9 protein-coding genes are annotated in these 15,732 nt (G+C 57.5%); 4 read left to right on the top strand and 5 right to left on the bottom strand.

The window, feature by feature from the left end; translation table 11 throughout:
- The first annotated feature begins 191 nt into the window (after positions 1-191).
- The 4 genes from dmul_RS00375 to dmul_RS00360 all read left to right on the top strand — a co-directional run bounded on the left by dmul_RS00375 (position 192) and on the right by dmul_RS00360 (position 8,003).
- Positions 192-2,147, top strand: coding sequence for an alpha-amylase family glycosyl hydrolase (locus dmul_RS00375; RefSeq protein ID WP_020876247.1), 1,956 nt, complete (start codon positions 192-194; stop codon positions 2,145-2,147).
- A 380-nt stretch (positions 2,148-2,527) separates the two neighbouring features.
- Positions 2,528-3,433 carry a carbohydrate kinase family protein gene (locus dmul_RS00370; protein ID WP_020876246.1) on the top strand — a complete coding sequence of 302 codons (906 nt, stop codon included), beginning with the start codon at positions 2,528-2,530 and terminating at the stop codon, positions 3,431-3,433.
- Positions 3,430-5,601: an HAD-IIB family hydrolase gene (locus tag dmul_RS00365; RefSeq protein ID WP_020876245.1), complete on the top strand. Its 2,172-nt coding sequence runs from the start codon at positions 3,430-3,432 to the stop codon at positions 5,599-5,601. Before dmul_RS00370 ends, dmul_RS00365 begins: the two co-directional genes overlap by 4 nt.
- 2 nt (positions 5,602-5,603) lie before the next feature.
- Complete coding sequence (locus tag dmul_RS00360; protein WP_020876244.1) at positions 5,604-8,003, top strand: sucrose synthase; 2,400 nt, start codon at positions 5,604-5,606, stop codon at positions 8,001-8,003.
- A gap of 57 nt (positions 8,004-8,060) precedes the next feature.
- Here the strand turns inward: dmul_RS00360 and dmul_RS00355 are convergent, their stop codons facing one another.
- The 5 genes from dmul_RS00355 to dmul_RS00330 all read right to left on the bottom strand — a co-directional run bounded on the left by dmul_RS00355 (position 8,061) and on the right by dmul_RS00330 (position 15,624).
- Entirely contained in the window at positions 8,061-11,588 is a 3,528-nt protein-coding gene (locus dmul_RS00355) for an HAD-IC family P-type ATPase (RefSeq protein WP_020876243.1), read from the bottom strand.
- Positions 11,585-11,788 carry a hypothetical protein gene (locus dmul_RS00350; RefSeq protein ID WP_020876242.1) on the bottom strand — a complete coding sequence of 68 codons (204 nt, stop codon included), beginning with the start codon at positions 11,786-11,788 and terminating at the stop codon, positions 11,585-11,587. The genes dmul_RS00355 and dmul_RS00350 overlap by 4 nt, the downstream gene beginning before the upstream one ends.
- 81 nt (positions 11,789-11,869) lie before the next feature.
- A complete protein-coding gene (locus tag dmul_RS00345; RefSeq protein ID WP_020876241.1) occupies positions 11,870-12,691 on the bottom strand; it encodes an MBL fold metallo-hydrolase in 822 nt (273 codons plus the stop codon).
- Between the two features lie 94 nt (positions 12,692-12,785).
- Complete coding sequence (locus dmul_RS00340) at positions 12,786-14,483, bottom strand: glutamine--tRNA ligase/YqeY domain fusion protein (RefSeq protein WP_020876240.1); 1,698 nt, start codon at positions 14,481-14,483, stop codon at positions 12,786-12,788.
- Between the two features lie 244 nt (positions 14,484-14,727).
- Positions 14,728-15,624 (bottom strand): hypothetical protein, encoded by an 897-nt coding sequence (locus tag dmul_RS00330; RefSeq protein ID WP_020876239.1) that lies wholly within the window; start codon positions 15,622-15,624, stop codon positions 14,728-14,730.
- Positions 15,625-15,732: the final 108 nt, after the last annotated feature.

The following is a 15,732-nucleotide window of genomic DNA, read 5'->3' as shown; positions in this document are numbered from 1 at the left end:
TAACTCAACCCGAGTCTGATGATGTTGAACGAAAAGCGGTGATGTCGGGGGACCGATTCACCCTTGAGACGAGAGTTTTAATCGGAAACCGCCAACGGTGTCGAACCCCATCCTGCGATTCGGGGAAATCGGCACGACGCCGCGGCGATACGGTCTATCGGGGAAAGCCCCGAGACGCTATAGGAGACCCCATGGCATCAGAATGGACAGAACGCCATGCCGAACGATCACTGAAGAGAATAGTGCCCCGGCTCCGAAAGAACCTGAAAACCGAGATCTCCGGAGCTCCCGAAGAATGGAATCAATTTGAAATCCGTCTGCATCGAGAGTTTCACGGGCTTTTTCAAATTCTGGTGGAACTCTATGGCGGGCATTACGATTTCTTTTACCACCTGGAAGCACTACTGGCCGCGGCAGCCGAAAGCTGGATGGAGCGATCCAAAGACCTCAAGGCTCTCGATGCCGCGCGGGAGGCTCGTCCGGACTGGTTCCACAGCCAGGAGATGGTCGGCGGTGTCCTCTATGTCGACCTTTTCAGCGACAACCTGGCAGGTCTCAGCGATCATATCGATTATTTCAAGGAGTTGGGCCTCACTTATCTTCATCTGATGCCCATTTTCGCCGTTCCGCACGGCAACAGCGACGGGGGTTATGCCGTGAGCGACTATCGAGCCGTCAACCCCCAGATCGGCACCATGGAACAGCTCGCCGAAGTGGCTACCCGGTTGCGTCGGGAAGGCATCAGCCTGGTGCTCGACTTTGTCTTCAACCACACCTCCGACGAACACGCCTGGGCCCGTGCCGCCGTCGCGGGAGATCCGGAATATCAGGAGTATTATCATATCTTTCCGGACAGAACCCTGCCCGAACAATACGAACAACACCTGCGGGACATCTTCCCCACCATTCGCAAGGGAAGCTTCACCTGGCACGAGGGCATGAGGAAATGGGTCTGGACGACCTTTAACAGCTTTCAGTGGGACCTCAACTATGCCAATCCCGCGGTGTTTCGGGCCATGGTGGAAGAGATGCTGTTTCTGGCCAACACGGGGGTGGAAGTGCTTCGATTGGATGCCGTGGCTTTCATCTGGAAACGCCTGGGGACGGACTGTGAGAACCTGCCCGAAGCCCACAAAATCATCCGAGCATTCAACAGCGTGGCCCGGTTGGCGGCACCGTCCCTGCTCTTCAAGTCCGAGGCCATCGTCCACCCCGATGAAGTGATCCGCTATATCGACGCCAGGGAGTGCCGGCTCTCCTATAACCCCATGCTCATGGCTCTGCTATGGGAAGCACTGGCCACCCGAAGGTGCGGGCTCCTCGAGCTGGCCATGCACAATCGCAGCCGCATTCCCGACGATTGCGCGTGGGTCAATTACCTCCGGTGCCACGACGACATCGGCTGGACCTTCGACGACAGCGACGCTCGCAGCCTGGGCATCGATCCGACCGCCCACCGGCGTTTCCTCAACGAGTTTTATACCGGCCAGTTTCCAGGGTCCTTTGCCAGGGGGCTGCCCTTCCAGTTCAATCCGGCCAACGGGGATCTCAGGATCTCGGGAACGCTCGCCTCTCTGGCCGGTTTAGAACAGGCGGTTCAGGCGGAGGATCCGGTCCTCATCGACATGGCGGTTCGGCGAATCATCCTGCTGCGCAGCATCGTGATGAGCATCGGCGGCATTCCCCTGATCTACCTGGGAGAGGAATGGGGGCTTCTGAACGACTATTCCTTCGCCAGCGACGAAACCAAGGCCGGCGACAGCCGATGGGTCCACCGGCTCAAGACCCGCTGGGCCGAGATGGCCTCCTGGAAAACCCCTCAAACCCTTGAACGGCGTATCTACGATGAAATTGCAAGGCTCATCCGCCTTCGAAAACAACTGAAAGCCCTTTACAACGGTGGAATGGAGGTCATCAGCACCCAGAATCCTCACCTTTTGGGCTATGTCCGCCAGAAAAACGGGCAGCGGCTTCTGGTGATCAACAATTTTTCCGAGCATCCTCAGACCATGGGGGAGAACCGACTGCGGCTTTACGGCCTGGGATACCGGTTCATCGACCATATCACCGGTAAGGAACGGTCGGCCCGGGAGCCGCTCCAGGTCGATCCATACCAGTTTCTATGGTTGGAAAATCAGGCCTCATAGAGGTTATGTCGCGATCCCGCAGCGTTGTTCGCGACGGTTTGTGCACCCGTCTATAGGATATTGCAAGGATATTGCAGGATATTGTATCCAAAAATCCGCGGCCGGCCGCAACGCTATGAGCGCCGGGAGGGATTCGTCATCGGCTGTTCAACACCAATGTCACGTTTATGTCACGTTTTCGAGGCTCGGATACATATTTTGAAATTCTTCATTTGAAAAGTTCTCTCACAACAGGTATAGTGAAAGCCATTATCTTGAAAAGCTTCAAAAATTTTAAACTCCCCTGTCTTTACCGCAGCCGTGCCGGAAGAGTGGCGGTTCAACACGCCATTCGTTGCCGGTAACACAACCGTGCATCCACAACGCCAGGAGGGCCATAGATGATACTCCCTGTAGGAGAAATTCTGTTTGACCACTTTCCAGACGGCAAACGCCTGGGGGGTGCACCCTTCAATTTCGCCGCGCACCTGAAAGCCTTTGGACTTCCCGTGACGTTCATCACCCGTGTGGGAATGGATGATGACGGCAATGCCGTCCTCGACGCACTCGCCCGCCGCGGATTCGACATCGATATCATTCAGCGGGATGCACACCACGCCACCGGGCGAGTCACCGTAAGCCTGGACGACCACGGCGTTCCGGAGTTCACCATCGTTCCCGACGTCGCATACGATTATCTGGCCTACAGTGATGCCGTAGCCGCCGCCGTTGCCCAGGGGCCTGAAATGATCTATTACGGCACCTTGATCCAGCGGTCTGAAACCGCATCCGCCACCGTCATGAAAATTCTCGAAAACCGCCCGCCTTCCACACGATGCTTCTGCGATCTCAATCTCAGGAAGAATTGCTACGATCAGAACAGCATCACCAAATCCCTGGTTCATTGCGACATTCTCAAACTCAGTGAGGCGGAACTTTCGATCCTCAAAAACCAGTTCAACGTCCAGACCGTCGACAAGCTTTTTATCGACGATCTCATGCACAACTTCGCCATTGAATGGGTCAGCCTGACCAGCGGCCCCCGAGGTTCAACCCTGTTTACCGGGGACGGGGTCTTTTCCGCGGAACCGTCCGTATCGGAAAACGTGGTGGACACGGTGGGAGCAGGCGACGCGTACGCCGCCGTCCTCGCGGCCGGATACCTCCGGGGCTGGGAACCGGCCCGGATTTTGAGGCGTGCGACCCGGTTCGCCGGTGCCCTCTGCGGCCTTTCCGGAGCCATACCCGAGGATATGGTCTTCTACCGCCCCTTTCTGAATTGGATGAACGACGGAGGTGAATCATGAGCCAGGGACTCTATTTTCAACTCTTCAGCATCCACGGTCTTCTGCGCCATGAAGCCATGGAACTGGGCCGGGACGCCGACACCGGCGGACAAATCAAGTACGTGGTGGAACTGGCCGAAACCCTCAGCCGTCACAAAAAGGTCGCCCAGGTCGATCTGTTTACGCGCCTCATCGCCGACAAACGCGTGTCCGCCGATTACAGTCAGCCGGTAACGCAGGTCTCCGACAAATGTCGCATCGTCCGGATTCAATGCGGCGGTAAAAAATACATGCGAAAGGAGCTCCTCTGGCCGCATCTGGACGAGTATATCGACAAAACCATCCAGTTCATCAAACGAGAAGGCCGTCATCCCGACATCGTCCACGGACATTACCCCGATGCCGGCTATGTCGCCATCACCCTTTCAGAGTATTTCGGCACCCCCTTGATCTACACGGGTCACTCCCTGGGCCATCCAAAGAAAAAACGGTTATTAAATGAGGGCATGCGTCCCGAAGAGATCCAGAAAAAGCTTTTCATCGATCACCGCATCGCCGTGGAGGAGGAGATTCTCAGGAACGCGGATCTCGTCGTCACCAGCACCAGCCAGGAGGTGGAACAGCAGTACGGCATGTACCGGAACCGGGATCTGGCACGATACGCCGTCATCCCTCCGGGGATCAACCTTGAGCATTTTTACCCCTACTATCGGAACATGCTGCCCTCGGTACAAAGAAAAGAGGAAAGCCTCATGGCTTATGGGGGCGTGATGGAGGAGCTCAACCGCTTTTTCATCTTTCCGGACAAGCCCCTCATCCTCGCGCTCTGCCGGGCGGACAAGCGCAAGAACATCGCCGGACTCATCAAGGCTTACGGCACCGACAGAGATCTTCAGGCCATGGCCAACCTGGCCATCTTCGCGGGAATTCGCAAGAACATTCAAGAGATGGGGGAGAACGAAAAGGAGGTCCTCACCGACATGCTCCTTCAGATGGATCGCTACGATCTCTACGGCAAGATGGCCATCCCTAAAAAACACGACTTCACTTACGAAGTCCCGGAGCTCTATCGCATCACCGCCGAACGGAAGGGAGTTTTCGTCAATTGCGCCCTGGTGGAACCCTTCGGGCTTACGCTCATCGAGGCATCCTCGTGCGGGGTGCCTATCGTGGCCACCAATGACGGCGGGCCGCGGGACATCGTCCGCAACTGTAAAAACGGTATTCTGGTGGACCCCAAGGATGTCAAGGCCATCAGCAACGCCATCAAGCGCATCATCGCAGACCACGACCTCTGGCGCAATTTTTCCGACAGCGGCATCAAGGGGGTCCAACAGCACTACAGCTGGGATGCCCATGTCGAAAAATATCTAAAGAGAATCGAAGTCTTCGATCGATTCGGCGGCCGGGAGGTCTTCAAGCGATCAGCCCAGAATCCGGTGGGCGAACGGCTGATCCGGCTGGAATTTCTGGTCATCACGGACATCGACCACACCCTGATGGGAGACGATGCCGCCCTTCATGAGTTACTCGATCTGCTGGAAACCCACAAGGATCGCATTGGATTCGGCGTGGCCACAGGACGCTCCATCACCTCGACTCAGGCCCTCTTCGAGCGCAAGGGGCTGGCGCTCCCCGAGATACTCATTACCTCGGTGGGATCGGAAATCTACTACCGATCCGATGCGTTTACGGACAAAGGCTGGCAGCGCCACATCTCCAAATGGTGGGATCGGAAAAAAATCGAAAACCTCCTGACATCCCTTGACTTCCTCGAGCTTCAGGAACGCGAGCATCAGCTCCCCTTCAAGTTGAGCTACTACATGTCGCCGAAAAATAATCGCATTGCCAAAATCAACGCCATCCTCAACCACAACAAATGCCACTGCACCGTCATCTATTCGCATGACAAGTACCTCGATATCCTGCCCCACAGGGCCTCCAAGGGAAAGGCCGTCCGCTACCTCAGCTACAAATGGGATATCCCGCTTCAAAACATCATCGTCTGCGGGGATTCGGGCAACGACCAGGAGATGCTCGTCGGCAGCGCCATGGGAGTAGTGGTGGGCAACTACGCTCAGGAACTCGAAACCCTGAAGGGAAAACGGCGAATCTATTTTTCCCCTGAAAACTATGCGGCCGGAATTATCGATGGGTTACACCACTACGGCCTTATCAGCAGGAGTTGATGATGACATCACTTTTAGATCGACTGATACCGGAGCAGGAGCAGAAGGATTTCAAAGAGTTCATCCTCATTCTGTTCGACGTGGATCACAAGTATCTGCTCAGAAATGATATCCTTTTGAAATTCAAAGCGGTTTTCGAGGACCGGGACAAGGTGTTTCTCACCGGCTCGACAATGGCGCGTTTTCTGAATCAGATCCCGGAGATGTTCGCCATTGACGGGACGATTCTGATTCTGCATCGCTATGCCATCGCCAAATATCGATTTTATCAAACCAACCGCCACTGCGAATTCATGGAGGAGATCTCCACGGCAGCTTACCTCAGACAGAAAGACCGCTGCGTCATGGATAAAGATGCCTGGCGCCGCCAAGCGCCTCTGGTCATCGACTTCATGCCTTTCCACGACTATTCGCCTTCCATGCGGGACAGCAAGAGTATCGGGAACGGCATCCGGTTTCTCAACAAACACCTTTCCAGCAGCCTCTTCCAGGCATCCGAGGAATGGGGAATCAAACTTTTCAATTTCATCAAACTCCACAAAATCAACGGCAACCCGCTTCTGGTGAACGGCAATATCCTGAGCAGCATCCCGGAATTCATGGAGGAACTGGGGAAAGCCATCGACTGGCTGGGCAATCAGCCTCCGGAAACCCCCTACCACGAATTCGAAGGTTACCTGAAAAAACGGGGATTCGAGGAAGGATGGGGTCACAACGTGGCCCGGGCTCGGGAAACGATGTCGCTTGTTTACGACCTCTTCAACGAGCCCGAGAGCGATCTCCTCGAACGCTTCGTTTCCCGTATTCCCATGATCTCCAAGATCGCCGTCATCTCTCCCCACGGATGGTTCGGCCAGGAGAACGTCCTGGGCCGCCCCGACACCGGTGGTCAGGTCATTTATATCCTCGATCAGGTTCGGGCACTGGAAAACCATATGATCCAGCGATTCCACCTGGCGGGCATCCACGTCATGCCAAAAATCATTGTCTTGACCCGCCTGATTCCCGAGGCGGAAGGCACCACCTGCGACCACCGCATCGAAAAGATCCACGGCACCCAGAACTGCTGGATCCTCCGTCTGCCCTTCCGGGACGCGAGCATGGCAACGGTGCGACACTGGATCTCCCGGTTCGACATCTGGCCCTATCTCGATCGTTTTGCCTATGATGCCCGGCGGGAGCTGGTCAGCGAATTCGAAGGCCGCCCCGATCTCATTATCGGCAATTACTCCGACGGCAACCTGGTGGCGAGCCTTTTGTCGGACCGGCTGGACGTTATCCAATGCACTATCGCCCACGCTCTGGAAAAGACCAAGTACCTGTTTTCCGATCTTTACTGGGAGCAGATGGAGCCGGATTACAACTTCTCCCTCCAATTCACCGCGGACATGATCGCCATGAACAAGTCCGATTTCGTCATCACCAGCACCTACCAGGAGATTGCCGGCACCGACACCACGGTGGGGCAATATGAATCCTACCAGTTTTTCACCCTGCCCGGGCTCTATCAGGCTGTGGGAGGCGTCAACCTGTTCAATCCGAAATTCAATATCGTTCCGCCGGGGGTCGATGAAAACAATTATTTCCCCTACACCGAAAAAGACCGCCGGGTGGAAGGCCCTAAGCTTCATTGGAAGAAGCGCCTTTTCACCGACGACGCTCCAGACATCGTCGGGCATCTCGAGGATCCTGAAAAGCCGCCCATCTTCACCATGGCGCGGCTGGACAAGATCAAGAACATCACCGGGCTCATCGAGGCCTTTGGCGGACACCCGAAGCTGCGGGAACACTGCAACCTCATCCTGGCGGCCGGCACCACGCGGGTCGAAGAATCCCGGGACCGGGAAGAGAAGGAGCAGATCCAAAAAGCCCATGCGCTCATCGAAAACCTCGATCTTGGCGGTCTGGTGCGATGGCTGCCCAGCGTTGAAAAAAGCGAGACCGGCGAGGTTTATCGGCTTATCGCCGACCAGGGCGGCATCTTCGTTCAGCCGGCGCTGTTCGAAGCCTTCGGACTGACCATCCTTGAGGCCATGCTTTCGGGGTTGCCGACCTTCGGCCCCGAATTCGGGGGACCGTCGGAGATCATCGAGGACTGCCGATGCGGATTCCTGATGAATACCAGCAAACCGGAACTCATCGCCGAAGCCGTCTGGAAATTTTTCGAGACTTGCCGGGAGGACGGAGAACATTGGAAGAAGATCTCCGATGCCGGCATTCGAAGGGTCCGGGAACATTTCACATGGAAACTCTATTCCGAAAAACTTCTGAACCTCACCAATCTCTATGGATTCTGGCGTTACAGCGCGGCCGAAGAAGGGATGGTCAAGATGGACCGGTACTGTGACATTATCTATCACCTGCTGCTCAAGGAAAGGGCCGAGAAAGGGCTGCCGGGTTGAATCCATAACACACGTGGTTTTCCAGGGATTCCGAAAAATCATGGGGTCTCGGGGCTTTCATCCCAGAAAATCCAATCGGTGGCCCCGCCGACGAAAATATTTTTTGGTCTCCTCGAAGGCAAACAGGATGAGGATTCCATGAAGGGCAAAGAGATAAACGGGCCAAGGCACCGGGGCAAAATAATAAATATGCGACAGGTCGGTGTAGAAAAAGGCCCAGCAAAGCACTACCTCGAACAAAATCCCCAGGTCAATCAATGGGTTGGAGATGAAATTCAACAGAATCGGATGTCGCGCCAGAAAACGGCCGGATCCCGCCATTGCCGGCCGCACCAAGGGACGCTCCAGCAGCAGGAAAAAGCGCGAAAGATAGTGAAGCGCAAGACGCGGGGGAAAAGCGAACCAGTGCCAGAGCAACGTGATGGGTCGGCGCACGGCGCCGGGAGAGGTTTGTTCGATGATGCTTCGATCGAGCCTCTCGGGGAGCGGATATGCCAATGGCCGCCAGGTGCGGATACGCTCCAGGATCTCCTCCCGGTGATGGGGAGGCAGGAAATCCCGGCTGAAAAGAGAGGTGGCCCAGGATCGCTTGCAAAGAACGTTGGCGATCTGGGTGGTCACCGTGGGCAAAAAATAGGCGGATAGCGACATCAGGTAGGCTGTTGATGCCTCGCTCATATCGAGGCCTTCGGGTGAGGCCGGCATGACGGCGAGAGAGGATGACGGCGACCACCACCCCATGTACCAGCCCGCAAAATAATAGTTGGTATAACAAGCCAGGGCCAGGAGGGTGCCCTGGACGAAATAGGAGCGCAGGATGAACCCCATGGAGAGCAGTTTTTCATCTTTTCGCCGCGGGGGCCGATCCATCATGCCGCTTTCGGGCCGTTCGATACCCAGTCCCATGGCTGGAATCAGATCGGTGCCGATATCCACCGCGAGCACGCCCATGACCGTCATGGCCAGGGGCGTTCCGGGAAAGAGCATCCAGAAGATGTAAGGGTAAAGCTCCTGGGGGTTGCTGTTGAGGATGTAGGCGACAAAACGCTTGATGTTCTCGAAAACGCCACGCCCTTCCTCCACCGCGGCGACGATGGAAGCAAAGTTGTCGTCGCTCAGGATCATATGGGCCGCCTCCTTGGCCACCCCCGCGCCGCGGCGCCCCATGGCGATGCCGATGTCGGCCCGCCGCAGGGCGGGGCCGTCGTTCACCCCGTCACCGGTCACCGCCACGACCTCTTCCAGGGCCTTGAGCTGCGAAACGATTCGCAGCTTCTGTTCAGGCGAAACCCGCGCAAAAATCGTCTCCTCCCGGGCAAGGATATCCTTGAGCTCGCTGTCCGCCATGTCGGCGATTTCCGCACCGGTGAACACCTTCGGCGGAGCGTCGCTCCCCTCGCCGAGGCCGATCTCCCGGCCAACGCTCGCGGCGGTAAGGGGATAATCGCCGGTGATCATGATCACCCGGATGCCGGCTTTGTGGCAGATCCGGACGGCCTCGGGCACATTCGGCCTCACCGGGTCGGACATGGCCGTGAACCCGATGAAGATCAGCTTTTGTTCGGCCGATTCAATGCCGAAATCCTGAAGGCCGGCTAAGCTGGGTTCATCGCGGTAGGCAAAGGCCATAATCCGATACCCTCTGCGTGCAAATGTGTCGCTCGCGGTGAGAATTTCCCGACGCTGGTCCTCGGAAATGGCCCGGGGGCGTCCGTTGTGAAGAATACGGTCGCAGCGTTCAAGGGTCTCCACCAAAGCGCCCTTGAGATAAAGAATTTTTTCCCGGGTGGCCGCCACCTTCACCAAAACGCTCATGCGCTTGCGCATCGATTCGAACGGATTGACATGCAGGCGCTGGTGAATGCCCAGCAAACCGGCCTTTCGGGCGAAAACAACCAGAGCGCCTTCGGTCGGATCGCCCAGAATCCGCCACCCGCCCCTGTTCTTTTCCAGATGGGCGTTGTTGCAGATGTAGGCACATTCCAGCAGCCTGGCGGCAGCGATATTCTCGGTCACCTGCTCCCGTTCGATTTTCCGGCCCCCAAGGCGGAATTCGCCTTCTGGACAGTATCCTTCGCCGGTGACCTCGTAGAGTTCGCCGCCGGCCCAGAAGCGGCTGACCATAACGAGATTCTGGGTCAGCGTTCCGGTTTTATCGCTGCAGATCACGGTGGTGCACCCAAGGGTTTCCACGGAGGAGAGGTGTTTGACAAGGGCGTTGCGCTTGGCCATCCGGGAGACCCCCATCGCCAGGGAGAGCGTGACGGTGGGTAGGAGCCCTTCCGGAACATTGGCCACGAAAATACCGATAAAAAAGATCATAGCCTGAAGGAACCCCAGACCCGCCACCAACCATCCCAGGAGCAGAAAGGCGATGCCCAGGACGGTGGCCAGGAGGGCAATGGCATAAACCGTGCCCTGGAGCTGTTTCTGCAGGGGGCTCTTCTCGGGCGCCACGGCCTCGGTCAACTGCGCGATCCGGCCAATCTCCGAGTTCATACCCGTTCCGAACACCAAGGCCTTTCCCGTGCCGGTGATGATGATGGACCCGGCAAACAGTACATTGGGCAGTTCGATCCAGAGAAACCGACCGGGCAGAAGCGCCGGCCGGTCCGATTTGTAGCGCTTGGCCGAGGTCGACTCCCCTGTGAGGGAGGCGTTGTCGACCTCCAGCTCGTTCGCCTCGATAAGCCTCGCGTCCGCGGGAACGATGTCGCCGGCCTCCAGCAGCAGCAGATCCCCGGGAACGATGCGGGCGGCGTCGATCTCCGTGACGCTGCCGTCCCGAACCACGCGGCACCGCTGGGCTATGAGCTGTTGAAGCGTTTCCACGGCCTTGTCGGAGCGATATTCCTGTAAAAAAGAGAACCAGCCGTTCAGAAGGATCACGATCAGGATGGCCGCCCCCAACTGGGGCATGTCCACGCCGGGGAGATAGCAGAGCAGGGCCGCCAGCCACAGAAGCACCGCAAAAAAGCTGAAAAAATTGCGCAGCAGCTTCAGATGCCAGGGCACCCGGCGTTTCTTTCGAATCAGGTTGGGACCGTGCAGGCCCAGGCGACGCGCCGCTTCCGGCGCGCTCAGACCGGTTGTAAAATCCGTTCGGAGTTCAAGGGCGACCTGGTCCTGGGTAAGATTGAGAAAGGTGGGGCGAATGGAGTGCTGCTCCCCCTCCGCCAGGATACGGATCGCCTGGCTGGGGGACCGAACGGCGGCCAGACGTTTCGCCAGCTCCGGCAGCAGGGCCGACACCCGCTGCAGCAGCTTAAGATGGCCCGAGGGATCCTCCTCCGGCGACACCAAAAACAGGATGATGCGTGGGGATTTCCCGCGGCAGGCGATCCCGCGGCGTGAGATCCCCAGGGCCAGTTGGGGCTCCTCGAGGCCGGCCATCCGGAAATGGGGCAACACCACATCGTCGGAGGGCATGAGCAAAAGGGTGTCCATGTCTTCGAGAAGCGGTTGCAGCCTCTCCAGCAGCTCTTCCCCGTGGGGCAGCCCTCCTGCCATTCGCCGGAGGACCGGCTCCAGAGCCCCCCGTACGTCCAGGTGAACGTGATCCGGTTGAAGGCGTTCGTGGATCATCTGGACCTCGGCTCCCGGCGGGCACCGGACAACGCTCTGCCGCCCCAATGGGTAGCTGTGGCCAGGACGATCAGAACCATAATGGACGTCGGGCCGGCATCGGTCCAGCCCGAGGCCCTGGCCACGATCGCCAGGCAGGCCAGAAGGGCCAGATGCCGGGCCAGTTTTTCCAGGAAAAGCGCAACAGCTCCTTTTTTCATCAGAGCCCCTCCATTCGGCTAACGGCTAAGTTTCGGTCTGCGCATCCAGCGGACCGTCCTCCGGCACATCCATCAGCGGGATTAAGGCGCTTTTTCAGCGGGTGTCTGCACCCGGATCAGTTCCCCGCAGGTGTCCTGAAGTGCGACGGAAATACGGGTCTTGTGGCCGTTCAGGGCCAGGGCGACCTCCCGGAGGGCGTGGTCCGGAGTGTTGTTTTGCTGACTCAGGTGCCCCAGAATGACGTGACGCATCCCTTCATGGATGACCTCCTGGAGCAGTTCCCGGGATTGGCTGTTGGAGAGGTGGCCGGTCCGACCTTTGACCCGCTGCTTGAGGTGCCACGGGTAGGGACCGTGCATGAGGAGGTCCGGATCATGGTTGGCCTCGAGGATCAGCAGGGTGCAAGCCCGGAGGTGGGCCTTGACAAGGGCGGTGGCCACGCCCAGGTCGGTGGCCAGGCCGATACTGGTGCCGTTCCGGCCGATGGTAAATCCCGCAGGGTCGGCCGCGTCATGTGAAAGGGAGAAAGGGTGGATCGTGAGTCGATCCACCCGAAACCGGACGCCCGGCTCGAAGTGCCGTACCTCGTCGATCCGTCCCAGTTTGGACCCAACGGCCCGGGCCGTTTTGGGGGTCATGTAGACGGGAAGGGAATACTTCCGGCTGAGGACGCCTACGCCCTTGATGTGATCCGTGTGCTCGTGGGAGACGAGAATGGCGTCGATGTTCTTCGGGCACAGATTTCGTGCGGCCAGACGCCGCTCGATCTCCACCCCCGAAAGCCCGGCGTCCACTAGAAGTCCGGTCCGTCCGTCCGAGATGTAAACGGCGTTGCCCCGGCTCCCGCTGGCCAGGGTGCAGACGGTGAGCTCGCAGCAGTCGGTTGACTCTGATGTCGTCATGCTGCCTTCCCAAAGGTTGTGTGAACATCAGGCTGAAGACCGAAAAGAAAGCGCTGCTGCGCCTTCAGTCCTCGGTTTATGGCGGTTCAGCCTATCAGGCCTGCTTCTGCTCTTTTTTCTGGATCTTGGCCCAGGTGTCCCGCAGCGTCACGGTGCGGTTGAAAACCGGTCGGCCGGGCCGGCTGTCGCGGTCCGCGCAGAAATAGCCCGTCCGTTCGAATTGAAAGCCGGTCTCCGGCAGGGCATCGGCCAGATCGGGCTCCACCCGGCAGTCGGTGAGGACCTTCAGGGAATCCGGGTTGAGGCACGACCGGAAATCCTCGCACTCCGCTGGATTTTCCAATGTGAAAAGCGTATCGTAGAGACGCACCTCCGCGGGAACGGCATGGGCCGCCGAAACCCAGTGGAGGGTTCCCTTGACCTTCCGGCCGTCGGGAGCGTCTCCGCCCTTGGTCGCCGGATCGTAGGTGCAGCGCAGCTCGACGATCCGCCCTGCATCATCCTTCACCACCTCGGTGCAGGTGATAAAATAGGCGTATCGAAGCCGCACCTCCCGGCCCGGCGCCAATCGGAAGAATTTTTTGGGCGGATTTTCCATGAAGTCCTCCTGCTCGATGTAGAGCTCCCTGGAAAACGGGACCTTACGGGTGCCGGCCGCCGGGTCTTCGGGGTTGTTGATAAACTCAAGCGCTTCCACTTCGCCCTCGGGATAGTTCTCGATGACAATCCTGAGGGGTCTCAAGACGGCCATCATTCGCGGGGCACGTCGATTCAGGTCTTCCCGGATGCTGTATTCCAAAAGAGCGATGTCCACCATGCTGTCCCGGCGGGCCACACCGATCCTTTCACAGAAATTCCGGATGGCCGCGGACGTGTATCCCCGGCGTCGCAATCCCGAGATGGTGGGCATTCTCGGATCATCCCAGCCGGACACATGCCCCTCGGACACCAACTGAATCAGTTTACGCTTGCTGAGCACCGTATAGCTGAGATTGAGCCGAGCGAACTCGATCTGTTGCGGATGGTAAACCGCCAGTGTGTCAAGGACCCAGTCGTAAAGCTCCCGGTTGTTCTCGAACTCCAGGGTGCAGATGGAATGGGTGATTCCCTCGATGGAATCCGAAAGACAGTGGGTAAAATCGTACATGGGATAGATACACCATGTATCGCCGGTCCGGTGGTGACCGACTTTGCGGATACGGAAGAGGGCCGGGTCCCGCATGATGATGTTGGGTTCGGACATATCGATTTTTGCCCGCAGGACGTGCGCGCCGTCCTCGAATTCACCCGCGCGCATGCGCTGGAACAGATCGAGATTTTCCGCCACGGAGCGGTTCCGGTAAGGACTCTCCTTTCCCGGCGACGTCAGGGTTCCCCGGTATTCCCTTATTTCATCGGGACTGAGGCTGTCCACGTAAGCCTTGCCCATCTCGATCAGGCGAACGGCGAAATCGTATAGCCGCTCGAAATAATCGGAGGCATAATAGAGATGTTCACCCCAGCTGAAGCCAAGCCACCTCACATCCTCCAGGATCGAATCGACGTATTCCGTCTCTTCCCTGGCGGGATTGGTGTCGTCGAACCGCATGTGGCAGACGCCCCCGAATTCTTTGGCCAGCCCGAAATTGAGGCAGATGGATTTGGCGTGCCCGATGTGGAGGTAACCGTTGGGCTCGGGCGGAAAACGCGTGACGACCCGACCGTCGTACCTGCCGCCGGCGATGTCTTCCTTGATGATATGTCGAATGAAATTCGGCGGAGCGGCCGAATCGTCTCGTCTGGCGTCTGTCATGGAATCTTCTCCTGCTGCGATTTTGAATGATCCTCGCCTATACCACAGGTGCCGCGCCGAGTACAAGGCCGGCGAAAATCCCGTTTCCGGGAACCCTTCCGCCGAAAAACCCGGTATCCGAATCATGCGTCGGTCCGGTATTCTCCCGGCGATGTCAACCTTCGCCGTCGCCGCTGAAGCCTGAGATCCGAAAAGATGATATGGGGAATGTCCTCTCTATCCCATCGCCTCGATAATACGGCGCTTACGCGCCGCCGGAGTGCGCTGCGTAAAATTTTTCCTCGAGGATTTTAACCTGGTTCGTTCTTTCGGTGTCGAGAAAGTGCCTGTAGAGGAGCGCATTCATATCAACGGCCCGTCCGAGCAACTGCTGCTCCAGCACGGCCATAACTTCGATGGATTTGTCGCATACCGGATACCCTCTGTCGTCTGTGCGGACGACATCGTCAAATACCACTCTTGAGACGTTGTTGATGTCTACGAGTTTGATGTCGCCTTCAGGGGTCAGAATCAGGTTGCCAAAGCCCGACAAATCCGGGATGAACCCTGTTTTCAAAATCATTTCCTTGAGCCGGACGATGAGATCTTCGGCGCTCTTGCGGACGTTCCGGACCCAATTTTCGAATGAATGCCCCCGAGGATCGCCGTCTTTGGCCTGAATGCTGCTGCAGAGCGCCTCGAGGTGCTTTTCATAAAAAAAACCCCAGGGATCAAGAATTTCTCCCGCAACGTACTCTTGAAGGCCACACAGCACGATCTCCCATGGACGGCCCCGGCCCGTTCGGCGATACGTCACGATAAATTCGCTGGACGTCGCCACATGTCGGTTACCAAGGCCCGCCTCGATGATCTTGTAGGTCCGGGCCTCTTCGTGGGCATGAGCCGAACGCTCAAATCGTTTCGTAAATATCCGGAGCATTTTTCTGGGGCGAGCCCGCGGGAAGACACGAATACCGTCCACCATCTCCCCCGAGGTCTCCCGCACAACATCATCGGCGTCCAGCACCGCCATGATTCGGGATCGGAGGCCCTGACGAAAGTGTTTTCGAAACACATACCGCCCGGCATCCCGAATGAAGTTGAGCCTTCTGATGTCTTCATCCCGGATGTCAACCTTATCCCTGATATCTTCATCCTTCATCACGACATTTTCCTCATTCAACTGTTCAGTTTCGAAATTTATCCATTTGTGACCAATAGATCAATAAAGGTTTTTTCATTTTTTTGAGGATGGAATTTCATTCCCAGG

It is taken from the genome of Desulfococcus multivorans (assembly GCF_001854245.1).
Taxonomy (GTDB): domain Bacteria; phylum Desulfobacterota; class Desulfobacteria; order Desulfobacterales; family Desulfococcaceae; genus Desulfococcus; species Desulfococcus multivorans.
The sequence above is the reverse complement of the archived record's forward strand: the minus strand, read 5'-3'. Positions and strand labels throughout refer to the sequence as shown.

Bases quoted from the DNA above. Each gene is read 5' to 3' on its own strand.
- dmul_RS00375 (WP_020876247.1), top strand. From the start codon at position 192: ATGGCATCAGAATGGACAGAACGCCATGCCGAACGATCACTGAAGAGA.
- dmul_RS00370 (WP_020876246.1), top strand. From the start codon at position 2,528: ATGATACTCCCTGTAGGAGAAATTCTGTTTGACCACTTTCCAGACGGC.
- dmul_RS00365 (WP_020876245.1), top strand. From the start codon at position 3,430: ATGAGCCAGGGACTCTATTTTCAACTCTTCAGCATCCACGGTCTTCTG.
- dmul_RS00360 (WP_020876244.1), top strand. From the start codon at position 5,604: ATGACATCACTTTTAGATCGACTGATACCGGAGCAGGAGCAGAAGGAT.
- dmul_RS00355 (WP_020876243.1), bottom strand. From the start codon at position 11,588: ATGATCCACGAACGCCTTCAACCGGATCACGTTCACCTGGACGTACGG.
- dmul_RS00350 (WP_020876242.1), bottom strand. From the start codon at position 11,788: ATGAAAAAAGGAGCTGTTGCGCTTTTCCTGGAAAAACTGGCCCGGCAT.
- dmul_RS00345 (WP_020876241.1), bottom strand. From the start codon at position 12,691: ATGACGACATCAGAGTCAACCGACTGCTGCGAGCTCACCGTCTGCACC.
- dmul_RS00340 (WP_020876240.1), bottom strand. From the start codon at position 14,483: ATGACAGACGCCAGACGAGACGATTCGGCCGCTCCGCCGAATTTCATT.
- dmul_RS00330 (WP_020876239.1), bottom strand. From the start codon at position 15,624: ATGAAGGATGAAGATATCAGGGATAAGGTTGACATCCGGGATGAAGAC.